Origin of the sequence: Proteus sp. G2675 (assembly GCF_963886535.1) — a bacterium.
GTDB classification, from domain to species: domain Bacteria; phylum Pseudomonadota; class Gammaproteobacteria; order Enterobacterales; family Enterobacteriaceae; genus Proteus; species Proteus mirabilis.
Window position 1 is genome coordinate 1 of the sequence record NZ_CAWPCB010000027.1, and the last position, 23,102, is coordinate 23,102.

A 23,102-nucleotide genomic window follows, 5' to 3' on the forward strand; every position below is an offset into this window, starting at 1 on the left:
TTTATTTTTAATTATCTTAAAATAATGAAATAGCTGATGTAATCATATTTAAAAGTGATATTATTATTTTATAATCATTTATATATGTTTACATTGTTTTTATTTTAATGCTGGAGATACACGTGAATAAAAGAGTGCTTTCGACAAAATATCGAAATTCGATGTGTCCATCAATGATAAAAAAAATAGGGGGATACGGTTTATCGTTATTCTTGATACCAATAGTATTCCTTCATTCCGCTAATGCGTTAGAGTTATCCGTTCCTATTGGCTCAACAGGTTATTTAGGGGAGGTCACTCCGCCAGTTGGTTCAACAACGAAAAATTATGGGATGGTAAGGTCAGTGCTTGAGGCGAATACACCTTATATAAGTTTTCGGTGGGAGCCTTATCAATTAGTGGTACAACCAATACCTTTTTACTCTGAAATTGGACGAGCGGGTGTGGCTATCTACAATAAAAGCAATCCCAAAGGGGCCTTTATTGTTTTAGCACCCAGTGGATATGGTACATTGCGTTATAAAAGAGCTAATGGCACATATGAGAATGCTTCATTTTCATTTAGTCGTTCCCAAACCACCGCTATGACAAATATGTATAATAATTTTTCCTCTAATTCTAATGAATTAAGTTGGGGTCTTTTGCCCAGACAAGGCAATAGTGATTTTTTCTCAGCACGATACGTAGATGGTAGTGATAAAGTTCATTCGTTAACATTAACAATATCCAGTTATTCCGCGTATGCCATCGGGCCATTAGAGGCCGGTGAATATGCCATGCGTGATGGTTCAAAATTTTATGCCAACATTAGCACTAGTCCAGGTTCTTCTGTAGATTCTAAAACATTATTAAGTTCAATGGATAATGTGAATATTAAAGCACTCAAAGCCTGTGACGTTATCCCCCAAACGTCTACCAATATTCAGTTTCCGACTCAAATCGCGAAAAATTATGCAACACCCACTAAATTAGCAGATAATTTAGCCAGTATCAGTGTCAATTGCCCTTATGCTAATAAAAATATCTATCTCACCCTGAGCCCTTTTAATAATTTAGTCTCAGGCAGTGAAACAGGGATGGAGCTATCCACCAGTAGCACTGAAAATATCACCACACTGCCTTATGTGGTGGCTTCTTTAAAATCTGCACAATCAAGTATTTGTCAAGCCAATGCACAAGAGGCCTTGCGACTCGTCGGTAGTAATAAACTAGCGCAACAAAATATGAAGAGTTTTACACAAAACATAATTTTTAACCTTTGTGCTAATGGCAATATCAAAGCCAATAAATATACAGGGGCAATTAATGTAGCAATTTTAATTGAATAGCGGTATTCCGGTATTATTGATAACTCGCTTGCGCACTACATGTTATGTTAAAGAGGAGTCTTGATGATTTAGGTAACATAAAGAAATCATTTAAAAAATATTTAACATCCATTAGGTAGGGTAGTGCAAACTGTACTTGATAGCCATCAATTAATTGCTGGTGTTTTTTTATTGAAGAAGATTATGTCAGATAAACAAGAGATAGGTGAGTTTATCTACAAAGTCTTTTCAGAGCTATTTTAATATTAAATGTTTTTCTCCAACTGATGATATAGTTACTAGTTAATATACTAGGCTTAATAAGCTATTAAAAATAAAGTCCCTATATTTGTCAATATTGTTTTAATAAATTTAATTTAGGTTTTATTTTAACTTTTGGTGCTATTGTTTTGATTTATATGTAGGTCACACTCATTATCAACTATATTGCAGATATAAAGATAGCCATGTATATGGTGATATTCCAATATATACTTCAGGTGCGCTATTTGAGGGCGATGACTATCTTATCGATGTGAAAGGTAAATACATTAGTCTAAGATTACGGATTGATTAGATATGATGATCCGTAAGGCTGTTGCTAAAGAACCTCATAATTTTTAATTAATAAACTCACTTCTGTGAGCTTATTAATTGGCTTTTTACAATAATGAATAACATAGTTATATAGAGAATGGTATTTATAAACAAAAAATACCCTGTGATTTTTATACTCACAGGGTGTTTAAATGAAGCAAAATAAAACTTAATTAGATATCAACTCGGGGTTGATAGAGATTTTAATATAACCAATTAGTTAGAAAGCCTCTAATAGTAACTACTAAGTATTGCAATAGATTAAACCAATTTGTCCATAGCATTATTAATGTGTATTAGTTGCAATAGATGCCAAAGGAGAAATTTAAAATAGCTTCGCCAATAAAATCTAACCCATTAGTAATATCGACACTATTTGCAGCAAGGCGATCACGTGATGATTTATCAACATTTTTTTGTACTGATTAACTATACCTAGTTGGCGAAAAGATAAATAGTACACATTAATATACAAAATACTGTAATTGTATACAGTAAAAGATTGCATTTCGAAAAAATTTGTCTTATCATCTCTAAATAGTGGGCAATTTGTTACTAAGCACACTAAACTTTGTTAAACCTCACTCATTTAGTGAGGTTTTTTGTTATCTGAAATTAGTGAATAACAGGCCTAAAAACATGCCCTAGTTATAAGACTAATTAAGTTAAATGGAAAAAAACTTATCAATAATATAAGGAAATATTTATGGAACACTTTACTAAAAAATCGTTATTTACCGGCGATAAAACTAATGAAAATCTCCCTAATAAACCGGGTGTAATAACACATTGCCAAGAGCTAGCGTCTGACTTAGGGTTAAGCGAAGCTTTTGCGCAATACACAATATCTTATACTTCTTGTGACAGTGTTCATGGAGAAATTATCCGTGAAGATACTGGTGCTGTTTTTATTCCGAAAAGTCAGGCACCTAAAGATGGTTGGCCTGTCATTGTATGGAATCATGGTACGGTAGGGATAGCGCCAACTTGTGCTCCCTCATTAACGCCTAAAAATAGTCGCGTATCGCAATATTTAAATACTTGGCTATCCCTTGGGTTTGCGATTGTTGCACCAGATTATCCAGGTTTAGGCTCATCAGGGTTGCATCATTATATGGATGAAAGAGCAACAGCATGGAGCGCTTTGGATAGTGCAAAAGCTGTCTTGAAAGGTGGGTTTTCGCTAAGTAATCGCTTTATCTTTATGGGGCAATCTCAAGGGGCTCATGCTGCATTTGCCTCTGTCGGCTATCAGCCTGAATATGCACCAGAATTAAATATCTTAGGTGCGATAGTGACAGGGACGCCTTATTTTAGTGATAATCTACTTGAAAACTTTATTAGTGATGGTGTTCAAGATGAAGGTGATAGAAAGCTACCTTACGCGATGTACTTATATCTTTCTGCTGCTGATAAAAATCCAAACTTAAAAGTGGAAGATTATTTCCAAGAATTAGCAATACCTTATGTTGAAAAAGCGAAAACGCTTTGTATCAGTCCATTAAGTCAATTAGTAATGGATAATAAATTAAACGCATCAAATAGCTTAAAACCTAAGTTTTACGAGCTATTAGAGCAAGAAGCGTCAAGTTTAAATTATAGAAAACTTCTTGTTGATAAGCCCGTATTTATAGGGATTGGTTTAGAAGATATTCATGTGTTAACTCGTTGGCAACAAGAGTTTGCAAGAGATGTATTGGAAGCAGGCACAAATGCATATGTATATGAATATCCGAATATTGGTCATTTAGATGTATACAATGTCTCTTTGCGAAATTCAGTGCCTTTTGTATTTGAACTGATGAAAAATGAGCATAGCAAAATAGACTAAAAACTATTTTATAACTGATTAATTTCTATCTTAATCTTATTCTTATCATTTGAATGTGGAAAGATGAGTGATATGAGATGCCAGATAATGTTTTGGTTAAAAGATATCTGGTATCTCTTTTTATTTTAATTCTTTGATTTAAGGAAATAAAAACTTATTTTTATTGATAAGTTTTTATGATTTTGTCTATATCAATCTTATTGATAGATTTTTTATTCACCAAAAATAAAGTTTGCTATCTGAGTTTTTCTATGGCTTAATGATGTCACTGGTTTGGAAGTACAGACCTATTTATGTTAGTCAGTTTAAAGTTGTTCCCGTTTAGCGTTATCCTTGATACCACTTCATTGCGAATTCCTTCTAATTAATTCCCATAAGTAAAAATACCAAACAAACCACATATGCCTTATGGCAAATTAAATAAATTAAAGGAAATTCTATGTCTAATTCAATGACTGGTACAGTAAAATGGTTCGATGAAGGTAAAGGTTTTGGTTTTATTACTCCAGCAGATGGCAGCAAAGATGTATTCGTGCATTTCTCTGCAATCCAAAGTGATAACTTCAAAACATTAGCTGAAGGCCAACAAGTTTCATTTACCATGGAAAATGGTATGAAAGGCCCTGCAGCAGGCAACGTGGTGGCTCTCTAAAGGCGCTATTACAATTCGCCTCTATTTTAAATGCCCAAGTTGTCGCGGTTCACAATATAGAACATCACAATTTGATGTTACAGTGAACAATCCACACGGCGCAAAATGTATCTTTTGCAAAAGTGTGATGACAGCTCAAATGAGCTAAGCATTAAATAGTTGAATATACAAAACCTCGCTTCGGCGGGGTTTTTTTGCTATCTACAATCTTATATTGACTAAAGATAAAAAATTTATATTTTAGGGCTTGAAAAATGCTTGCTCGTTCATATTTATATATTGGGCCAATCAGATATCGCCCATAATTCAATAAATACTGAAGGAGGAATTATATGCCTAATATTAAACCTTTTTCATTATTCCCAACTTTATCTGACAATCTACTTTCAAACCGTTTTGATCAGATAGATCGCCTGTTTAGTCAGTTAACAGGCAGTAAACCAATTTCATCACCGACTCAGACTTATAATCTGAAACAGATTGATGATAACCATTATGAACTAACAGTGAGTGTGCCTGGATATCAAGAAGATGACTTATCGGTTTCATTGAAAGGAAGTCGCTTATTGATTGAAGGGAAAAAAGAAGAAAAATTAGAAGAAGACAATGATAAATGGATCCACCGAGGTATATCTCAAGGGCAGTTTACATTGCAGTTTGACCTCGGTAAAAATGTCAAAATAGAAAAAGCCGATTTATCAAGTGGACTTCTGACCATTGCTATTGAGTATGAGTTACCTGAAGAAGAAAAACGGCAAACAATAGCGATAGAAAATAAAGATAAAAGCTAATTTAGTGAGATAGCTTAAATAAGATTAAGGCTGCACATAATGTGTAGCCTTAATTTTTTGTAATAGCCTATAAATTATAATATTTGAATAAAGAAGGGCAAAATAAACCAGATGCTTAAAGAAGTGCAAGCTTACACTAGAAAAATGGATTGGGTGTTTATGGCTCGCAATAGATACACTTAATCGTTGGAGTATATGTGTTCATAACAAACCTCTTTAAGAGGGGGCACTTTATGTGAACGCATAATGAGATTTAACCATGATAGTTTATACGGTAGTAAATGTTTAAAAGATTAAATACTGTTGATACAAGAAAGTGTGTCAAAAAATGATATAGATATTTATACTAAATATTTAAAAGATAAGTTATTAGTAAATAATATACCAGTTTTTATTTATTATCTAATATAGAAATGAGTTTTCTATTATTAAAATAATGACTTCAGAATAAAGAAACGATATGATTTATTTTATTTAAATAGGAACTGTTATGAAAAAGCCACTTTCTTTATGGATAACTCAATTTTTGATTGTCTGCTGTATTATACTGATATTATATTTTTTTATAACCAATGCATCACTGTTATTAAATTTGTATAGTTTTGATATGCCCGCTGAGATAAAGATAGAAATTTATTTATGGAGTTTTATTCGTTTGTTAGTTTTAATTATACAAATATCAGCGCTTTACTTTTCCTTTAGGTGCGATAAAAGGGCGCGGGTATTGACTATCTTAGCTTGGCTACCAATCATTATCGTCATGTTATGGAGCAATTTCCATGATGGGTTAACTTCTTTGAACGAAAGTGGTATAAGCTATGATAATGATGCTCAAAGATCTGGAGGGATTATAGGTAAACTTATTCTGGCTGGATTATCCCTTTGGTTGACATCTATTATATTATTTTCAAAAAAATTAAAGCGTTATTTTCTATTTGAGAAAAGTGAATGATTTTTTTGACTACAAAAATGGATGGATCAATAACCATCCATTTTTATTGCATAAAGATATCTTGGTATAAATAATTATTAACTAAAGTATAAATACATAATTGTTAGAAATAATATCTGTATACTACTCCACTTCTTGTCGTGACAAGATATTAGGTAAATTTATTTCTATCCAATCCGCAAGAAGCGTGAGTTTCTCACTTATTTGCTCACCAAGATCTGTCAAAGAGTACTCTACATGGGGTGGAACAACAGGATATGACATTCGGTTAATAAAACCATCTTGCTCCAATACTTGTAACGATTGAGACAGCATTTTCTCACTTACTCCGCCAATTTTACGTCGTAAATCACTAAAACGATGTGTTCCATCTCGTAGGGCTATTAAAATGAGTATGCCCCAACGACTTGTAACATGTTTGAGGATCTCTCTGGATGGGCACTGTTTAGAAAATAAATTTCCTTCACGTAATTGCTGCGAGAGTGTGGATATTGTCATTGTATACTTACCTTTTTGTATGTACTTACTTTTGGTAAGTTTAGGTGCTATGTTATCAAAACACAAGTGATACATTAAGGAGTTATCTTATGATTGCAATTACTGGTGCAACAGGCCTATTAGGTCAACATGTGATTGAAAACCTTCTTCAAACCGTTCCTGCTAATCAAATAGTGGCATTTGCTCGTGATGTAAAAAAAGGATCGTCTTTAAGTCAGAAAGGAGTTTTAGTACGTCAAGCGGATTACAATGATAAAGCTTCATTAATAACAGCTTTACAGGGTGTCGATAAATTACTTTTAATTTCCTCAAGTGAAGTTGGCAAACGTACCATTCAACATCGTAATGTCATTGAGGCAGCAAAATCAGCAGATGTACAATTTATTGCTTACACTAGCATATTACATGCTGATCGCTCTCCATTAAGCTTGCATGTGGAACATGTAGAAACAGAAAAAATGCTAGCTGATTCTGGGATATCTTACACTTTATTACGAAATGGCTGGTATACAGAAAATTATCTGGCAAGTGTCCCTGCAGCACTTGAGCATGGCGTTTTTCTGGGGGCGGCTGGTGATGGCAAAATAGCTTCAGCCACTCGGGCCGATTATGCATTGGCTGCTGCTCGGGTAATTAGTGAAGAAGGACATATAGGTAAAGTGTATGAGCTTGCTGGTGATGAAGCTTGGACATTAGAGCAATTGGCTAAGGAATTGACTAAACAAAGTGGGAAGCAAGTGATATATAACAATTTAAGTCAGGCCGATTTTGTCGCTGCGTTAAAAACGGCAGGCTTACCCGATAAATTATCAAATATGCTGGCTGATTCTGATATCGGCGCATCCAAAGGTGGATTATTTGATGATAGTCATACCCTAAGTAAATTAATTGGCCGACGTACAACAACACTTGCGGAGAGTATCAAAGCAATATTGTAAATCGATAGCTAATATCTATTCTATTTTCAGTTTAATTTTTTGGCACCCTAAGAGTTGAAATTTTGGGTTTCACATGCAGGGTGCCTTTCATAAGCATTATTATTTATGATAGGTGAGCATCAATTAATAAAAGATTAATTTTAGTCGTAAAATAGTAGGATAGACTGCTACACTAGGTAACAAAAATGAATATAACTAAATGATATTGAAAAATATTTATTCAGCTCAATAGGACTTTATATGAAGCTAGTTTCAGCGATATTATTAACTTTATTTTTTGTTTCAGGATGTTCGACATCACAGTCTGATATTGATAAATATGAGCAATCGAGTAAAGATGCGATGAAGCCAGATCCATATTCTGACAGCGTAATCAATACGATTAGACAGCACCAGAAGATCACCGTATGTAATAGTAAAATTGGTGGGTGCTATTGATTTAATACGGTACAGCGTTAAGGTTAAACAATATACTTTAGGATATTCTGTGCAATTAAAGACACAGATGCGTTACCATCAATAATAATGTCAGCACTCAGCTTTTCTCTTTCCGTCATTGCTGTATATGAGGGTCGTGAGTAGATTAAGTACTCTTCTAAATAATGAATAATATCATTTCCACTTTTCTCTTTATAATCACGCAGTATTCTTCTTGCTAATGCGATATCTAGTGGCGTATCAATAAAAAAAGCATAGTCGATCATCTGTTGTAGCGCTGGGTGAGATCTGGCAAAAGGATAATCCAAAATGATATGAGTATATTGAGACTCTTCTATTGTCTGATTAACTTGTTTAACAAATGGCTTTATATCCCATTCGTTATAATTACCACCTTGTTCTATCCACTCATCGATATCTTCAGGTGCTGTAGGGCAGTCGAAATCATCAAAATGAAGGCATTTGCTTGATGGAAGCTTTTCTCTTATATAATGAGAAAGTGCTGTTTTGCCGCCACCTGCAATTGAGGTGATAGAGATAATTATAGGTGATTTTATAGAACTCATTGTTAGCTCATAATCAAAATAAAATTGCATAGGGTATTATATAGACTAATTTATATTAAGTATAATTTATTTATAGTATTCTGAATAAGTTCAGTTTTTAGAAAAACTTAATTAATTATAGTAAGAGGTAGGAATTAATAAACTATACTATATATTAATATAACTCAATAAGTAATATCGATTTTTTGATTATAAAATAAGCGGTATTATTTGTAAAAATAGTTATAATAACTAGAGTGATCACTTATTCTCACTAAGAGCATGAACGTTTACGCGTTAACATTATCCAAGGCAAACGTTTAGTTTTTATTTTTGAGTGAAACATACATCTTTCGACTTTTTTATTTAATTTTCTTTCTATTTCTGTGGGTTGGTTGATAACATCGTTTTTGGTATTGCCCTGTGTTTTTAATAGAAAAATTACAATAAAAAACAAAGAGATAATTAATAACAATATATACCGCACTTGATTTCTCCGGTTTATAAAAAGCATGGATTGTTGATAATTTTATATACAAAATTATCAACATGTATAGTAATAAATAAGAATAATTATATATTTTATAAATAATCTTAAAGTTATCTTAATAACTTTTTTTGTATCACAGTATAATATTAACAACAGTGTTATTTTAAGTATCGATTAAGCATACCTTCGAAAAAGGAATTCCATCGATATTCTATAGTGTTGATTGGTCTAGTGTAATTTGCTTTTGGCGGGGATTTTACTAATATGAGGGCTTAATATGCTTTTGATTTTTTTGTTTGCGAGTTTTTTAATATCTAATCAAGCAAAAAGAATAATTATTCTTGAATAAAGTTAAATAATATGTATAAGGCATTATTTTTCTTTTATTGGTATAATAAATTCTGCAGATAAAGCCTGTTTTGCTTTGATGATATTTTTCTCATCTGAAAGATTAATGATTTTTTTATCCAATAAATTATAATTAGGTAATAAACTTTGTGGCGTCATATTGAGAATAAATGCAATAGAAAACAAAAGTTCTACCGTGATTTTTATGTTACCATTTTCTATTCGAGAATAATGTTGCTGGCTTATCCCTAAGCGATTTCCCATTTCTATGCCTGTTAGTCTTAACTCTTTTCTTCTTTGTTTTATTTTGTGTGCAATCGTGGAGTTTATCATGATCATCTATTTTTATAAGGTTATAAAGCATTTTTTAAAAGCAATTAACTTTTAGTTAACTGCTATTAAATGTTATATATCTGTATTAATTTAGTACTGCTATTAATTCTACAGTCAGAAATACAATAACTATCACTTTTAGATCGATAGCGGTAAAATTTAACATAAATGCAAATTTTTAGTATTTATAACCAAAATTATCGATTATTCTTATATATTAATATCAATATAAAGTAATTATCAAAATGTTTTTATCGATCGATTTGTAATATAATGATAGCTTTCATCTATCAAATGAATGGTTACGATCGTCAATATCAATCATTTGATTGTTATTATCATAGCAACAATAAAGAAGAGAATATCTAAAATTATTATAATAATTTATTATTTTTTTGAATGATAAATAAATTTAGGTGTATGATTTTAGTAAGATAATATGGAGCTAAAAATAAGCTGTTTTTTAGTTTTTTTAAGATAAAACATAGGATGCCATCAATATGAATTTTTCTTACTGAAAAATAATAAATTAATACTAATTTAGTAAGAAACGGAAGTAAGCCATATAAATAAATTATTTCTATGGTCGTTGATATTACTAACAAAGCACCAATAAATATATTTATTGGTGCTTTATACAAAGTTATTTCTACTTAACCGTCCAAGCTTCTGAGAAGTTGTGCTCTGAAAATAATTCAGCTAAGCCACTAATCTGTTTTAAACGTAGTACTTCATCTTGTGACATACCTAATTCATCACCAATCTTTTGGTCATTCCAACCTAATCTTGATAAATCTCTAACTATATCCGACATTGCTGCCACTTGATGTTGCCCTCTAGCCCGATTATGGCGAATAGTCGCTGCCATTTGGTCAGCCATAGTATGACTTTCAACATCAAGTATAGTAATAGGTAAATAGCCGTTAATTCGCTTGTTTAAGCTATTTTTTTTACTCAATAAATAACGATGGTAACCATCAACGACTTGCCATTGTGATGGTTTATTTTTGGATTGTTGAATAGGTAAGACAACAACAGGCTGAGTATAACCGTCTTTTACCAGAGACGTTTCTAGTAATCTCTTTTCTGTCGGAGACATGACATTGGGATTATAGTCATTAGCGATAACTTGTTGTTGCTTTATCCAAAGAACACAGTCAGTAGGTTCATTTTTAAATGGGCTTATTTGATGAAGCGATATTTTTATTTTATTGAGAGCTTCAATTTTTTGTTCATCATTTAGTTTTGCTAGGTACTCTTTTAAAACAGAAATTATAGTTTCAATGGTCATATTCACACCTTGCTAAATAAGTTGCCAGTCTTTTCGTTTTCCTTGTATCCGTTTGAAATATCGATCATAACAGTGTGATTTAGTAGGACTAAATGCTAATGTTCTACACCAAAAATCGTTACGCAAGATGGTCTTACAAATTCGTCGCCAAGAAGGTATTTGTTTAGTGCTAGTATCACCTTCTTGTGCATCAGGTATGCCATTTGGGTAATCTCGTTCGGCATACCAGCGAAGATAGACCGCTATTTTATTACGATAATGTTCTGCTGTTTTCTCTGGTAAACTGGCTAATAAAAAGTGAGCATAAGATTTCCACGTATGATGGGAAGGTTTGCTAATTTGATGCCGCCCATAGAAACCTGATTTATTACGAGGATTCGTATATAACATTCCGGCATCAGCTCCACTCACTCGTTCACAAGCAAGACTCCATGTTTCAGGCTCTAGCACATGATATAACCATAGTCCCTTGCGTTGCTCTGGCCCAAAAGGTTCACAAATACGCATTTGACTTAAACTAACGCCCGCTTGGTGCATCAGATCATAAATAGGGTTATAGGGTAAATTGAAACGCGCTATATAAGTCCAGATATCTTTAACATGCCAATCATAAATAGGGTAGGCCATATAATAAAAGCCTTCTGCTGATGCTGTTGTCCAAGGAATATCATCGGCATAACGTAACTTTCGATTATTACTAATGGCAATAAATCGGTTTAAAGATTCATCCGCTCTTATACCTAGCAGGATAATCGAACTGCGATGATTACCTGTGATCCACTGGTTAAATGCAGGGGTAAAATCTTCAAAAAGCATATTTGGGTGATAAAAAGGGAAAAAGTGAGGGTCAGTTATCGCATCTTCTGGCGGTTGTCTTACCCATTTTTTACCTGGCTCCCATGCTGTCCATGTAGGTTCATATTGAGAAATGCCACTTTCAGTGGTGATAGGGAGTGCTATCCAGTAAAACTGTTCAATACAATCTTGGTAGATAGATTTCATTTTTATAATATGATCTATAGTCGCAGAATATTGAACTTCCCAATCAAGAAACATCACATTAAATTTTCTATGTTGTTTTCGCGCTTGTGCGGCAACAAGATGAAAAAGCGCAGTAGAATCTTTCCCTCCCGAAAAGGAGAGAGTGATTTGTTCAAAAGTATCAAATATCCACTGGACTCTCTCTTGAGCAGCTTCTAATACATTTTTCCCCAGCGCAATTTTACGTTTCAAAGACATAACTATCACCAAAATAGATTAGCTAATGTTAGTATTATCACTTAATCATATTTAGATGATAAAGGTAAGTATTAATTGTTAGTAATTATTAATTTTATTTTAATACAGTAGAGTAACTACTCTATTTAATTGTTTTTATTAAACTAACTGATTATGGAAAGATATTACTATATTATTTCAATATGGCGTTATGCTGTATAGATCTGTGATTATGCATTTTGGGTGGTTTTTTATACTAAATATCAATTGGTTATGCAGTAAAATGTATAAAATAATCCAGCGCAAGGGAGATTTAATATCTTTTATTTACTAAAAATAAAACAGATGAATAAGTTTGCTTATCATTAAGCTGAGAAAGAAGATTTCTTAACCGGTTAATCGGCGCTTTTCATGTCAATAACACCTTACTTAACCGTTAGAGTTTGATTTGTTTTTTTATTTAATTTCAATATGTTATGTTGTCTTGTTTAGATGATTACCTGTTTAACTATTCGTTATTTCCAGTTATTCGTGGTTTGTATAAATCATAGAATAATCATTTTACGACTAGGATTTTGTATGACACTAGACACTCACAATGGAGTTAAAGTATATACCCCCACAGCATTAAAACTTTATGACTGGTGGGTATTAAATATTTCTAACCGTTATGCATGGCGTTGTGATACAGATAAATATTTGCTACCTCATTTTAAAAATAATCTTGGTGAGAACCATATGGATATTGGTGTAGGAACAGGATTTTACTTAAAAAGAGCTTTAGCTAATATAAATAAAATAGCATTAACAGATCTTAATATTAATAGCTTAGATTATGCTAAAAAAAATATTGTTGATGATAAATTAACTTATTGCTTACAGCATGATATCTATCATAAATTTCCTAATGAATTCAATTCATCGTTTGACTCTATTTCTTTATTTTATCTATTACACTGCTTACCTGGCACAATGGAAGGTAAAAAGAAAGTGATAGAAAATATAAGTAAAATATTAACGGAAAAGGGTGTTTTATATGGTGCTACTATCTTGGGGGCTGATGTTGAACACAATTTTTTTGGTAATAAATTGATGTCTGTTTATAACAAAAAAGGTATTTTTAGTAACTATTCTGACTCGGCAGATGCTTTAGAAAAAGTATTATCTTGTTTTTTTTACGATGTATCTATTCATATTCAAGGAGTTGTCGCGTTATTTACCGCGAGAAATAAAAAATTATAAAAAAAGTAGTATAGTTTGAATAAATTGAAAATGTATCAAGAAGGCGTTACACAGTTGGAGATAAAGTTAGCCTCAGAGAATTAATTTATTTGATAGAATGACAACTGTTTGATAAATAACAGTATTGCTTCTAGTGTGTATCGCTTAAAGTAACCGAAAAAAGCTTAGTTATAAAATATAACTAAGCAAAACGGGGATAATCAAATCAAAGTGTGTGTCCATTTAAGATGATCAAAAATGGATAAGCGTTAAATTATCTAACCATTGAGAATTAATCAACTAAAATTTACCAATTAATTGTAAATTAGATATTAATACTTAGTTATTTTTACTTATTTGGAGCGCTAAAAATATGTACAATACTAAAAATATTTATAAATAATTTATGTATTGATAATAAAAATAAGTAGCAATAATAATAACAATATAGTCGGGTTCTCTCTACATTTAGCATTGTTAAATAACAAATGTATAATAAATTATTTAACAGGCTGATGCCTTAATGTTAGAGATCATGCGTTTAGTGACCAAGTTATACATCATTTTATGAGATTACCGGACAATGAATAGAAAAGAGCTTATCGAGTATATACAGAAAACATATGCCGTAATCCCCGAATATTTATGGAGTAAGTACCCTAATTATGCGGTTTTCAGACATCATAATCATTCTAAATGGTTCGCCGTCATCATGGATGTCGCTGAAAACAAGCTATTTGATACGGGTAAAAATAATAAAGTCGATGTGATTAACTTAAAAGTACCGGTGCCTTTAGTGGGTGCTCTACGCTTAAAAAAAGCAGTTTATCCCGCTTATCATATGAACAAAGAGCATTGGATTTCTATTCGCTTAGACACAGATTTTGATGATACTGAGCTAAAATCATTAATTTCTGAAAGTTACGAACTGACGCAGTGAAAGGCTTAATACTAATAATCAATAACAAGGTGAATATAATAAAAACTTATAGTTATAAATAGAATATGTTTAGAAAAAGCATCTATTTTTGATGATTATATGACTTGGAAAAAGCAAAAGTGCACCCATGTTAAAAATAACTTTATAACAGTTTTGAATCTGTGTTTCCTTAAAGTCATTGATAGCGTCAGGTGGAGTAAAGATGAACAAAGTGGTTTATAAAGTGAGTGGACTATGGAACGAAACGTCCTTTGTAAATCTATTTATTGCAACGAATGAAAAAGAAGTATTATCTGCAATTATACTATGGGCTCAGTTTAGTGGTGCAAAAGTGGATGATTTATCTATTGAGTATTATAGTTCCGTGCATTAACACAGTGTTAACTTATTGATTAATAACTTAATTATTACTAAATATCAATCAATTTAATCAGATAGCTAATATTTGCTGTAAGTATATTAGCTATTTGCTATTCATATCTATCAATATTGTGATATCAGTGGTTAACGGCTATCCTTTCTTTTAATAATATTTTACAAACTAATTAAATGATAAACATAGTAAAAGTAGCATTATGTTACTAAGATAAATTATGAGCATAGATTTATTAATCTGATTAGTCAGGTTAGGTGATTGTTTCATATGAGGTCATAGCCATGCCCAAAACTCTTATGAGTCTTAAACAAAATGATTTTACGCATAAAAAAATTATCGTAGGTATTAGTTCATGCTTATTAGGGGATAAAGTGAGGTTTGATGGTGGGCATAAATGTTGTCATCTTGCTGCTGATGAATTATCTGAGTTCTTTGAATATCAATCTACTTGCCCAGAAATGGCTATTGGTTTACCGACACCCAGACCAGCATTACGATTAGTTCAGTCTAAGACTGGTGAAGTTAGGTTAAAATTTAGTAATGGAAGTGAAGGTGACTTAACCCAAATGATGAATGATTACTCTATAGAATATTTGAGGAGATTTAATCAATTTAGCGGTTATATCGTGTGTGCGAAATCACCCAGTTGTGGATTAGAACGTGTCCGGGTTTATGATCCAATAGGCAACGGCAATAAAAAATCGGGTACAGGCATTTTTACTGAAAATCTGAAAAGAATAATGCCGTGGTTACCTATAGAAGAAGATGGGCGGTTAAACGATCCCTATATTAGAGAAAATTTTATTACACGGGTGTTTGCGCTTAATGAGCTAAATCAATTGAAAATAAATAACTTTACTCGCCAGGCATTAATTGATTTTCATACAAGATACAAACTATTGTTATTAGCTCATTCACAACCGCTTTATCGGCAACTAGGGCGCTTTGTTGCTAACAATAAAGATTGGGATTCATTAGAGACTTTCTTTGTTGAATACCGTAATCGATTTATGGCTCTATTACAACATCAAGCCACTCGTCGTAATCACACTAATGTTCTTATGCATGTGCAAGGATATTTTAAGCAAGATTTAACTTCTAAGCAGCGACAAGCATTAAGTCAATTGATCTTAGAGTATCGTCAAGGAATACAACCTTTATTGGCACCATTAACATTAATTAATCATTACTTATCAGAATACCCAGATAATTATCTGAGTAAACAAAAATACTTTTATCCTTATCCTCAATCTTTAAGATTACGTTATGGTTTGTAATATATTAATTCCACTACTGTATCTATTTTTATAGAAAGAAAATAACTATTTTTAATAAGTGAATTTTATATTTAAAGCAAGGGGAATAGGACTGCTTTTTGTATTTAATGCTTTGTTAATGTAAGTTAAATTATAATATTTTGTAAAAGGATGTAAGTCAGACCGTTCTGTTTATATTTTATGTCAGTATTCTTTTTTTTATAAAAAGAGGCTGATATGTCTACAATGAAAACTGAAGTCGTTGTTATTCGTTTAACCAAACAAGAGCGAGCTGCATTAGATTCAATAAAAACGATGCCATTACTTGCAGATTGGCTAAAGGAGCTAGCCCTTTCCAAGTGGAAGGAGCAGGCATTACAATTAGAACAATCTAAAAATGGTCATAGTAATTAATGAAATACGAGGGTAACAATAAACAATCTTAACTAAAACCCTCGATAAAAAATTATTGAATAGATTGTTAGCGATTCTATTTCAATCAGTTAAGTTATTAGTGTTATCAACTTACTGATTGCAAAAAGAAAAGCCCAATGTGGCGGCATTGGGCTTAGTGTCTCAAATAGATGGGTATATAAAACTATTAGAGAACTCTTTTACTTTAATTCAAATTTATTTATAGAATTAACAATAAGTGCTTTTTGATAGAAGAATAGTGATGTTCGTATAAAATATGAGCATTTTTATCTTATCCTGTTTTATAGTCTTAAGTTAGACCAATTTCATGCAATAGTGTGTCGATATCCTACTTTTTTGTAGTTTTATGTTAATTTTTACTTGATATCGCTCTTGTTTTTCACATAAAGAGTATGACAGTGACAGCAATTTAAGGGAGACTTAAAAGTAGTATGACACTCATCACTCATTGATAATGGAAGGTAGGTAATATGTTTCCAGAATATCGTGATTTAATTGCTAAGCTTCGTCAAACTGATCCCCATTTCCGAGCCCTGTTTGAACAACATAATGAACTTGACCATAAAATTGTACGCTTAGAACACCGAGATAGGCGAGGATATGGAGAAGAAGTTGTTGAATTAAAAAAACAAAAATTACGTCTAAAAGAAGAAATACATCAGATCTTAAAAAATCCCCCAGAAGATGAGTAGCACAAATAAGTACTGTATGTAATTAATAAAATTAAATAGAAATAATAAAAGAAGGCCATATAACTAATGGCCTTCTTTTATTATGGTTTAAAGGTAATATTTCTCATGATATTTATATCTTTTGATTGTTTGTGAATAAGAACTAAAAGTTTTAATACTGTTTATATGTTTTTATTTTATACTGCATAAAAATATTTAATTTAGTTAAGTTGTATAGTTAAATTTTATTTAGGTTTTTATAAAGAGATGTTTTTTTATAAACATACCAGTTTTAGTTGTTAATTATTATTTTTTTATCTGATATTCATACAGAAATATAATGGCAATTAAGATTATCCTTATCCTAATTTTAATTTTCTTTGCGATAATGAAAATTCAAGACGCAGGTATCATTTTTTTTATTAATTACAAAATATAGGATATTTATGAAAAATATTATTTTAGCACTAGGTTTATTATCATTATCTTCTGTTGCTGTTTCGGCTGAATTAACAAAATCTTGCGAAGATTATTTTAAAGAAACTGATGCCTATGTCGCATTAATGGAACAAAATGATGCAACTAAAGCACAAGCAGAAACAATGAAAGCGCAATATGCTCAATCAAAAGAACAATTTGCTGCATTACCTAAAGATGTTCAAGAAAGCACCTGTAAACAAGCTTTAGATTCTTTAGAGCAAATGAAAAAAATGTCTGCTGGTCAATAAAAAATAGATTTAATTAAAGTCTTATGCTTAGAAAATAATAAGGCTTTATTTTTATTTCAAATTTAAAATTTTCCAATGTAACAATGACCATATAATAACCAGTGTTATTATATGGTCATCTTAATATTATTTTAATATAAACTATTTTTTTCTTGTTTTTTTGTGGAAATATTTCTTTTTTACTTAATATTACAATCTCTAATCAAGATAATTATCCCGCCATAACCCATCTATTTGCATTATTATTTTATATATTTTTGTTACTTGAATAAAGAATGCTTTTTATATGAAATAATTGTAATTCATTTTGTCGTCTATAAATTTTATGGAATAATTATTTACATCTATTTATTGCTCCTATTTAAGATATGAATTGGTCTTTTATTCTAATTTTAGCTCTATTTGTAGTTGTTGGTTGTGTTGATAAAGAGAGAAATACATCTGGCTCTATAGAAAAGGTGGCAACAGAGATAGCGACTCCTACTGTTCAATATCACCACGATGAAAGTCGTTATCCCACATTTATGTTATCAAAACAATCTCGTTTTGAAATGCAAGCCAAGGAGGAAAAACAGAAATTCAATCAATTATTTAAATTTGGATTTGAAGAGCCAACCACATCTACTAATAGCGAATATTCCTATAAAAAGGAACAACGTATAAGAAAGAATGATCAGTCAATGATTATTCTGCCAGAAGCGATACCTGTATGGAATAAAGATAAACAAGAAGTTGAAGTTAAGTGGAGCTACAGACCAAAATATGTTTTTGATGCATATTAAATTTAACCTTTATGTTTTAGGAAGACTATGCGCCCAATTTTTTTGTTAATACCATTTATGTTTTTAATTGGCTGTACCGAGCAAATGAGTGTCGGAATTGGCACTTCTAGAACGCATAATATAGGATATCCGGTTTGTTCAACATTAGTTTGTGGAAAGAATACGCGAACAGTTGAAGAACAAAAGGCAATTAATGAAGCGGTGCATGAACAGCAAAGAGCTATTATGCGAGGAGAAAAACCAGATTTAAAAATTATTGCCTCATATTAAATAATACCATCAAGGAGAGTCTATTTTTTGTCCTTGATGGTATAGTCAATATAAGCGCTAAGCTAAGATAGCGATGTTATATTGTTTATAATAAATTTTACTCTTTGGTTAACATCGGCTTTGGGTAATTCAATTAAGGTATAATTATACTGTCTATATATCGCCAGCATCGCTTGATAAGTTGCTACGGCTTCATCAAATGTCTGTTGGCGCTCTTTATCTTGTAAGTAAATTTCTTTCCATGGTGGAGCAATAAACACGGTTGTAGAATATCTATATAGCCTTATTGCGTTTTCAAGATGTTGGGGAATAGGGCGCTCACAAAAGTGTAAATAACCTGCTATATCCGGTATGCCTCGGTCATAAAAATAAGGTTTGCTGTTATCATCTATATTGGATGCATCATGCCATGATCGTAGCTCCCAGCTTAACATTAACTCAGCAAAAGCGAGCGGATCAATCCAAGGAAGGGCTGAACCACCAATATGACTTTGATCTTGAATAATGGCTCTACCAGCTTCTATTGAGCAAGAGTAACCATTTCTTCTTAATTTATTGATAATAGTGCTTTTACCAGAGCCGGGACCTCCGGTTAAAATAATACGGCAAGGTTTTTGGGACATAGTAATTCCTTAAATAATATATTTTGACTTTAAATGATTGAGGGCTGAATGCAGAAATTTTTAGAGGGAGAAAGGCGAAAAATAAGCAGTGCTAGCAAAGAAAGAGAACAAGTAAAGGAGGACAAGATATTACAATTATAATCGAAAAGAGAAAATATCAAAATAAATCCGCATCAAAGATCAATCAATATCTATCGACCTCTTTTATAACTTATCAGGTTACTTTGTATTGCTATTTTAATAACTGATACGCATTTATGCAGATTTAAGCACATAAATCCAAATAGAAGCACTATCTGGTCATTGCAAGCTAAATAGATTACTTTTATTATATAATATATATGTTTTATTATAATTCGTATATAAGGGTTAAGTGTGGGTATTGTAAAAATTTCTGATGAGCTACATGAGTATCTTCGTAAAGCGAGTAATGTGATGTCTCGATCAGTTAATGCACAAGCAGAGTTTTGGATAAAAATTGGTATTCAAGCAGAATTAAATCCAGAAAAAACGTTTCCAATGATTATTAATGAAATGTTAGAAAAAGAAGCAATAAAACAAGAGCATAAGTAAATATAAAGGAGATTAATATGGATAAAATTACGATTAAAACCCCTGAGGAAATTGAATTAATGCGTGAATCAGGTCGTTTATTAGCCCAAGTTTTTACAATGCTTGATGATTTTATTGTGCCAGGTGTTTCTACATTAGAAATTAACGATAAAGTAGACGATTTTATTACTCATGATCTGCAATCGAGACCTGCAAGCAAAGGACAATATGGTTATGAGTATGTACTTAATACTTCAATTAATGAGGTAGTATGCCATGGTGTTCCTAAAGCCGATGAGCTATTAAAAAGTAAAGATATTATTAATGTTGATATTACACTAGAAAAAAATGGTTTTATTGCTGATTCTAGCAAGATGTATGTCATGCCAGATGCCTCACCTATAGCAAGAAGATTAGTCAAAACAACTTACCAAGCGATGTGGGAAGGTATCAAAGAAGTTAAACCAGGTGCAACACTCGGTGATATCGGTCATGCAATCCAAAGCTTTGCACAAAGTCATGGGTATAGTGTTGTAAGAGAGTATTGTGGACACGGGATTGGTCGAGAAATGCACGAAGCCCCTCAAGTATTACATTATGGTATTCGAGGACAAGGTGTTGTACTAAAAGAAGGGATGACCTTTACCATTGAACCGATGATTAACCAAGGTGGACACAAAATAAAAACCAAAAAAGATGGTTGGACTGTAGTCACCCGTGATAAAAAATTATCGGCACAATCAGAACATACTATTTTAGTTACTGCTGATGGGTATGAAGTACTCACTTTGCGTCCAGAAGAAACACTTCCATAATAAATTAATTTATATCTATCTAATTTTTGATGCAAAAATTATGATATAAATTTATATTATTTTAATAGCTAGAAATATTATTTTTAGCTATTTTTCTATTTATATATTGATATTTAATTTTATTATTTCTATTGTATTTTTTAGATAAATAACTATATTTATATACTACAAGGACTGTATAAAAAAACAGTGTGATCATATAGTGTATTTTAGAAAGATAAACAGGATGTTTATATGCAAAAAATATCAAAACTGATGGAAGCCTGGGGCTCATGGGTTGTAAATAATAATTTATATATCAATACATTAACAATAAATAAACGTGAAAATGTGCCAATACGTGTTAAATTAAGAAAAGCCTGTACTGATCGCCAAGGCATCATAGTCTCGGTATGTATGAGTAAACTACTAAAAAATCATAAAAAAGATTATGAATTACTAGTCGATTACTATGTATTTGGACAAACATTTATTCAATTAGCACAAGCGCATCGATGCTCTGATACTTATATCGGAAAAAAACTCAAAAAAGCAGAAGGCATTGTGGAAGGGATGTTAATTATGGCCGAATTAATATTTATTATTGAGAAAAATGAAAATAGTACTTTACGATCGTAATTTAAGGCTTATTCTAAACAAACTGATAGCAAATAAAGAATTGCAATAATATTGTTTATTGCAATTTATCTAATGAGTTCAACATTTGCTAATAGGATGTTAGCAATTTAATTAAGTGTTTTTAACCCCAAGGAGTGGATGTATGTCAACGAAATATCCTATCGTTTTAGTTCATGGTTTAGCTGGTTTTAATGAAATTGTTGGTTTTCCCTACTTTTATGGTATTGCAGATGCCTTAAGGCAAGATGGGCATCAAGTTTTTACCGCTTCTCTTTCTGCCTTTAATTCAAATGAAGTGCGTGGCAAGCAGTTGTGGCAATTTGTCCAGACTCTCTTACAAGAGACACAAGCGAAAAAAGTGAATTTTATAGGTCATAGCCAAGGGCCATTAGCTTGTCGTTACGTTGCGGCTAATTATCCTGATAGTGTTGCTTCGGTAACTTCAATTAATGGTGTAAATCATGGTTCAGAAATAGCCGACTTATATCGACGCATTATGCGTAAAGACAGTATCCCAGAATATATTGTCGAAAAAGTATTAAATGCATTTGGTACTATTATCTCAACATTTTCTGGTCATAGAGGCGATCCTCAAGATGCTATTGCCGCATTAGAGTCTTTAACAACAGAGCAAGTCACAGAATTTAATAACAAATACCCACAGGCATTACCTAAAACCCCTGGTGGTGAAGGTGATGAAATCGTCAATGGGGTTCATTACTACTGTTTTGGTAGCTATATTCAGGGATTAATTGCTGGGGAAAAGGGGAATCTACTGGATCCTACTCATGCGGCAATGCGTGTGTTAAATACATTCTTTACTGAAAAACAAAATGACGGCTTAGTTGGTCGCTCGAGTATGCGATTAGGCAAATTGATAAAAGATGATTATGCGCAAGATCATATTGATATGGTTAACCAAGTTGCAGGGTTAGTGGGTTATAATGAAGATATCGTTGCTATTTATACTCAGCACGCTAAATACTTAGCGAGTAAGCAACTTTAATCATGATAAGTAGTCATACTTTGTATACTATTTTGTATACTCTATAGTTATATGATAGATAGTTATATGATAGTAAGGTGGCGTAAATTATTATGGCCACCTTTTTATTAGATGAAAATATCGAACTAGCGCTGTTTATGCACAGATATAGCAATGTGATAACCCAATAGGTAAAGCGCTTGCTCTAGGCTATCGATTTTTGAAGTTTGATTGATATCGAGTAAACGCTCAATTTGGGCGCTATTTAGATTCATTTTTCTTGCCAGATCTGCCTTTTTAGTTTTTGTTGTTAACATGGCATTATGTAATGCGATTTTTAAGCAACTAATAGGGGGAAGATAAACAATAAAATCCCCTGATTGAGGCTCAGAAGGCATAGGGATCGGCATTTTACTCGAAATAAACTCTTCAAGTCCTACATGTAAAATATCTGAGGCTTCTAGTTCAATATCATCTTCTGTATATGCCACTGCATGTATATTGTCAAAATCACGATAAGTAATCTCGTAAGTTTCACTTTCTTCGTCAAAATGGGATGTTGCTGGATAATTGAACATAAATTGCCTAATTAATTTTAAAA

General features: G+C 32.0%; 28 protein-coding genes. 21 read left to right on the forward strand and 7 right to left on the reverse strand.

The features are described from left to right. Positions 1-122 precede the first annotated feature (122 nt). The 6 genes from AACQ49_RS06630 to AACQ49_RS06655 all read left to right on the forward strand — a co-directional run bounded on the left by AACQ49_RS06630 (position 123) and on the right by AACQ49_RS06655 (position 6,130). Entirely contained in the window at positions 123-1,328 is a 1,206-nt protein-coding gene (locus tag AACQ49_RS06630) for a hypothetical protein (RefSeq protein ID WP_161778947.1), read from the forward strand. 1,282 nt (positions 1,329-2,610) lie between these two features. Further along, positions 2,611-3,735: an alpha/beta hydrolase gene (locus AACQ49_RS06635; RefSeq protein WP_161778950.1), complete on the forward strand. Its 1,125-nt coding sequence runs from the start codon at positions 2,611-2,613 to the stop codon at positions 3,733-3,735. A 439-nt stretch (positions 3,736-4,174) separates the two neighbouring features. After that, positions 4,175-4,387 carry a transcription antiterminator/RNA stability regulator CspE gene (cspE, locus tag AACQ49_RS06640; protein WP_004247907.1) on the forward strand — a complete coding sequence of 71 codons (213 nt, stop codon included), beginning with the start codon at positions 4,175-4,177 and terminating at the stop codon, positions 4,385-4,387. 7 nt (positions 4,388-4,394) lie between these two features. Further along, a complete protein-coding gene (gene ymcF, locus AACQ49_RS06645; RefSeq protein WP_406819891.1) occupies positions 4,395-4,535 on the forward strand; it encodes a cold shock small protein YmcF in 141 nt (46 codons plus the stop codon). 184 nt (positions 4,536-4,719) lie between these two features. After that, entirely contained in the window at positions 4,720-5,178 is a 459-nt protein-coding gene (locus AACQ49_RS06650; RefSeq protein WP_004242516.1) for an Hsp20 family protein, read from the forward strand. Between the two features lie 490 nt (positions 5,179-5,668). Beyond that, complete coding sequence (locus tag AACQ49_RS06655) at positions 5,669-6,130, forward strand: hypothetical protein (RefSeq protein ID WP_004247908.1); 462 nt, start codon at positions 5,669-5,671, stop codon at positions 6,128-6,130. A gap of 123 nt (positions 6,131-6,253) precedes the next feature. Here the strand turns inward: AACQ49_RS06655 and AACQ49_RS06660 are convergent, their stop codons facing one another. Further along, positions 6,254-6,628, reverse strand: coding sequence for a winged helix-turn-helix transcriptional regulator (locus tag AACQ49_RS06660; RefSeq protein ID WP_036920088.1), 375 nt, complete (start codon positions 6,626-6,628; stop codon positions 6,254-6,256). Positions 6,629-6,717: 89 nt separating this feature from the next. Between AACQ49_RS06660 and AACQ49_RS06665 the strand changes: the two genes are divergently transcribed. Together AACQ49_RS06665 and AACQ49_RS06670 are read left to right on the forward strand one after the other, a co-directional pair. Further along, the gene (locus tag AACQ49_RS06665) at positions 6,718-7,566 is read left to right on the forward strand and encodes an SDR family oxidoreductase (protein WP_004242519.1); all 849 of its coding nucleotides are present in this window, start codon (positions 6,718-6,720) and stop codon (positions 7,564-7,566) included. 240 nt (positions 7,567-7,806) lie between these two features. Next, complete coding sequence (locus AACQ49_RS06670) at positions 7,807-8,004, forward strand: hypothetical protein (protein ID WP_004242521.1); 198 nt, start codon at positions 7,807-7,809, stop codon at positions 8,002-8,004. A 23-nt stretch (positions 8,005-8,027) separates the two neighbouring features. Here AACQ49_RS06670 and AACQ49_RS06675 read toward each other — a convergent pair whose 3' ends face one another. From AACQ49_RS06675 to AACQ49_RS06690, 4 genes are all read right to left on the reverse strand, one after another. After that, entirely contained in the window at positions 8,028-8,570 is a 543-nt protein-coding gene (locus AACQ49_RS06675; RefSeq protein ID WP_004247910.1) for a hypothetical protein, read from the reverse strand. 841 nt (positions 8,571-9,411) lie between these two features. Beyond that, entirely contained in the window at positions 9,412-9,726 is a 315-nt protein-coding gene (locus AACQ49_RS06680) for a helix-turn-helix domain-containing protein (protein WP_004242524.1), read from the reverse strand. A 643-nt stretch (positions 9,727-10,369) separates the two neighbouring features. Continuing rightward, entirely contained in the window at positions 10,370-11,011 is a 642-nt protein-coding gene (locus AACQ49_RS06685; RefSeq protein WP_049219703.1) for an IbrB-like domain-containing protein, read from the reverse strand. Positions 11,012-11,023: 12 nt separating this feature from the next. Continuing rightward, positions 11,024-12,250, reverse strand: a complete 1,227-nt coding sequence (locus AACQ49_RS06690) for a phosphoadenosine phosphosulfate reductase (RefSeq protein WP_049210503.1) — start codon at positions 12,248-12,250, stop codon at positions 11,024-11,026. A 558-nt stretch (positions 12,251-12,808) separates the two neighbouring features. Between AACQ49_RS06690 and AACQ49_RS06695 the strand changes: the two genes are divergently transcribed. From AACQ49_RS06695 to AACQ49_RS06735, 9 genes are all read left to right on the forward strand, one after another. After that, positions 12,809-13,471, forward strand: a complete 663-nt coding sequence (locus AACQ49_RS06695; RefSeq protein WP_004247914.1) for a class I SAM-dependent methyltransferase — start codon at positions 12,809-12,811, stop codon at positions 13,469-13,471. Between the two features lie 562 nt (positions 13,472-14,033). Next, entirely contained in the window at positions 14,034-14,390 is a 357-nt protein-coding gene (locus AACQ49_RS06700) for an MmcQ/YjbR family DNA-binding protein (protein WP_004242530.1), read from the forward strand. Positions 14,391-14,592: 202 nt separating this feature from the next. Then, the gene (locus tag AACQ49_RS06705) at positions 14,593-14,763 is read left to right on the forward strand and encodes a hypothetical protein (RefSeq protein ID WP_004242531.1); all 171 of its coding nucleotides are present in this window, start codon (positions 14,593-14,595) and stop codon (positions 14,761-14,763) included. Between the two features lie 284 nt (positions 14,764-15,047). After that, positions 15,048-16,043, forward strand: coding sequence for a YbgA family protein (locus tag AACQ49_RS06710; protein ID WP_004247915.1), 996 nt, complete (start codon positions 15,048-15,050; stop codon positions 16,041-16,043). A gap of 216 nt (positions 16,044-16,259) precedes the next feature. Then, positions 16,260-16,436, forward strand: coding sequence for a hypothetical protein (locus AACQ49_RS06715; RefSeq protein WP_004247917.1), 177 nt, complete (start codon positions 16,260-16,262; stop codon positions 16,434-16,436). A gap of 491 nt (positions 16,437-16,927) precedes the next feature. Beyond that, positions 16,928-17,149, forward strand: a complete 222-nt coding sequence (locus AACQ49_RS06720) for a YdcH family protein (protein ID WP_004242534.1) — start codon at positions 16,928-16,930, stop codon at positions 17,147-17,149. Between the two features lie 425 nt (positions 17,150-17,574). Continuing rightward, positions 17,575-17,856, forward strand: a complete 282-nt coding sequence (locus AACQ49_RS06725) for a DUF5339 domain-containing protein (RefSeq protein ID WP_004242536.1) — start codon at positions 17,575-17,577, stop codon at positions 17,854-17,856. 368 nt (positions 17,857-18,224) lie between these two features. Beyond that, the gene (locus tag AACQ49_RS06730) at positions 18,225-18,638 is read left to right on the forward strand and encodes a hypothetical protein (RefSeq protein ID WP_004242537.1); all 414 of its coding nucleotides are present in this window, start codon (positions 18,225-18,227) and stop codon (positions 18,636-18,638) included. 27 nt (positions 18,639-18,665) lie between these two features. Continuing rightward, on the forward strand, positions 18,666-18,908 hold the full coding sequence (locus AACQ49_RS06735; RefSeq protein WP_004251481.1) for a hypothetical protein: 243 nt from the start codon (positions 18,666-18,668) through the stop codon (positions 18,906-18,908). A 62-nt stretch (positions 18,909-18,970) separates the two neighbouring features. Here AACQ49_RS06735 and AACQ49_RS06740 read toward each other — a convergent pair whose 3' ends face one another. Beyond that, positions 18,971-19,531, reverse strand: coding sequence for an AAA family ATPase (locus tag AACQ49_RS06740; RefSeq protein WP_004242541.1), 561 nt, complete (start codon positions 19,529-19,531; stop codon positions 18,971-18,973). Between the two features lie 375 nt (positions 19,532-19,906). On the opposite strand from AACQ49_RS06740, the gene AACQ49_RS06745 reads away from it, so the two are divergent. From AACQ49_RS06745 to AACQ49_RS06760, 4 genes are all read left to right on the forward strand, one after another. Then, positions 19,907-20,104, forward strand: coding sequence for a ParD-like family protein (locus tag AACQ49_RS06745; RefSeq protein WP_004242542.1), 198 nt, complete (start codon positions 19,907-19,909; stop codon positions 20,102-20,104). A gap of 17 nt (positions 20,105-20,121) precedes the next feature. Continuing rightward, positions 20,122-20,898: a type I methionyl aminopeptidase gene (map, locus tag AACQ49_RS06750; protein ID WP_004242544.1), complete on the forward strand. Its 777-nt coding sequence runs from the start codon at positions 20,122-20,124 to the stop codon at positions 20,896-20,898. Positions 20,899-21,132: 234 nt separating this feature from the next. Next, complete coding sequence (locus tag AACQ49_RS06755) at positions 21,133-21,516, forward strand: antiterminator Q family protein (protein ID WP_004242548.1); 384 nt, start codon at positions 21,133-21,135, stop codon at positions 21,514-21,516. Between the two features lie 142 nt (positions 21,517-21,658). After that, positions 21,659-22,522 (forward strand): lipase family alpha/beta hydrolase, encoded by an 864-nt coding sequence (locus tag AACQ49_RS06760; protein WP_004247922.1) that lies wholly within the window; start codon positions 21,659-21,661, stop codon positions 22,520-22,522. 125 nt (positions 22,523-22,647) lie between these two features. Here the strand turns inward: AACQ49_RS06760 and AACQ49_RS06765 are convergent, their stop codons facing one another. Beyond that, the gene (locus AACQ49_RS06765; protein ID WP_004247923.1) at positions 22,648-23,079 is read right to left on the reverse strand and encodes a hypothetical protein; all 432 of its coding nucleotides are present in this window, start codon (positions 23,077-23,079) and stop codon (positions 22,648-22,650) included. Between the last annotated feature and the right edge of the window lie 23 nt (positions 23,080-23,102).

Bases quoted from the DNA above. Each gene is read 5' to 3' on its own strand.
- AACQ49_RS06635 (WP_161778950.1), top strand. From the start codon at position 2,611: ATGGAACACTTTACTAAAAAATCGTTATTTACCGGCGATAAAACTAAT.
- cspE (WP_004247907.1), top strand. From the start codon at position 4,175: ATGTCTAATTCAATGACTGGTACAGTAAAATGGTTCGATGAAGGTAAA.
- AACQ49_RS06650 (WP_004242516.1), top strand. From the start codon at position 4,720: ATGCCTAATATTAAACCTTTTTCATTATTCCCAACTTTATCTGACAAT.
- AACQ49_RS06655 (WP_004247908.1), top strand. From the start codon at position 5,669: ATGAAAAAGCCACTTTCTTTATGGATAACTCAATTTTTGATTGTCTGC.
- AACQ49_RS06660 (WP_036920088.1), bottom strand. From the start codon at position 6,628: ATGACAATATCCACACTCTCGCAGCAATTACGTGAAGGAAATTTATTT.
- AACQ49_RS06665 (WP_004242519.1), top strand. From the start codon at position 6,718: ATGATTGCAATTACTGGTGCAACAGGCCTATTAGGTCAACATGTGATT.
- AACQ49_RS06670 (WP_004242521.1), top strand. From the start codon at position 7,807: ATGAAGCTAGTTTCAGCGATATTATTAACTTTATTTTTTGTTTCAGGA.
- AACQ49_RS06675 (WP_004247910.1), bottom strand. From the start codon at position 8,570: ATGAGTTCTATAAAATCACCTATAATTATCTCTATCACCTCAATTGCA.
- AACQ49_RS06680 (WP_004242524.1), bottom strand. From the start codon at position 9,726: ATGATCATGATAAACTCCACGATTGCACACAAAATAAAACAAAGAAGA.
- AACQ49_RS06685 (WP_049219703.1), bottom strand. From the start codon at position 11,011: ATGACCATTGAAACTATAATTTCTGTTTTAAAAGAGTACCTAGCAAAA.
- AACQ49_RS06690 (WP_049210503.1), bottom strand. From the start codon at position 12,250: ATGTCTTTGAAACGTAAAATTGCGCTGGGGAAAAATGTATTAGAAGCT.
- AACQ49_RS06695 (WP_004247914.1), top strand. From the start codon at position 12,809: ATGACACTAGACACTCACAATGGAGTTAAAGTATATACCCCCACAGCA.
- AACQ49_RS06700 (WP_004242530.1), top strand. From the start codon at position 14,034: ATGAATAGAAAAGAGCTTATCGAGTATATACAGAAAACATATGCCGTA.
- AACQ49_RS06705 (WP_004242531.1), top strand. From the start codon at position 14,593: ATGAACAAAGTGGTTTATAAAGTGAGTGGACTATGGAACGAAACGTCC.
- AACQ49_RS06710 (WP_004247915.1), top strand. From the start codon at position 15,048: ATGCCCAAAACTCTTATGAGTCTTAAACAAAATGATTTTACGCATAAA.
- AACQ49_RS06715 (WP_004247917.1), top strand. From the start codon at position 16,260: ATGTCTACAATGAAAACTGAAGTCGTTGTTATTCGTTTAACCAAACAA.
- AACQ49_RS06720 (WP_004242534.1), top strand. From the start codon at position 16,928: ATGTTTCCAGAATATCGTGATTTAATTGCTAAGCTTCGTCAAACTGAT.
- AACQ49_RS06725 (WP_004242536.1), top strand. From the start codon at position 17,575: ATGAAAAATATTATTTTAGCACTAGGTTTATTATCATTATCTTCTGTT.
- AACQ49_RS06730 (WP_004242537.1), top strand. From the start codon at position 18,225: ATGAATTGGTCTTTTATTCTAATTTTAGCTCTATTTGTAGTTGTTGGT.
- AACQ49_RS06735 (WP_004251481.1), top strand. From the start codon at position 18,666: ATGCGCCCAATTTTTTTGTTAATACCATTTATGTTTTTAATTGGCTGT.
- AACQ49_RS06740 (WP_004242541.1), bottom strand. From the start codon at position 19,531: ATGTCCCAAAAACCTTGCCGTATTATTTTAACCGGAGGTCCCGGCTCT.
- map (WP_004242544.1), top strand. From the start codon at position 20,122: ATGGATAAAATTACGATTAAAACCCCTGAGGAAATTGAATTAATGCGT.
- AACQ49_RS06755 (WP_004242548.1), top strand. From the start codon at position 21,133: ATGCAAAAAATATCAAAACTGATGGAAGCCTGGGGCTCATGGGTTGTA.
- AACQ49_RS06760 (WP_004247922.1), top strand. From the start codon at position 21,659: ATGTCAACGAAATATCCTATCGTTTTAGTTCATGGTTTAGCTGGTTTT.
- AACQ49_RS06765 (WP_004247923.1), bottom strand. From the start codon at position 23,079: ATGTTCAATTATCCAGCAACATCCCATTTTGACGAAGAAAGTGAAACT.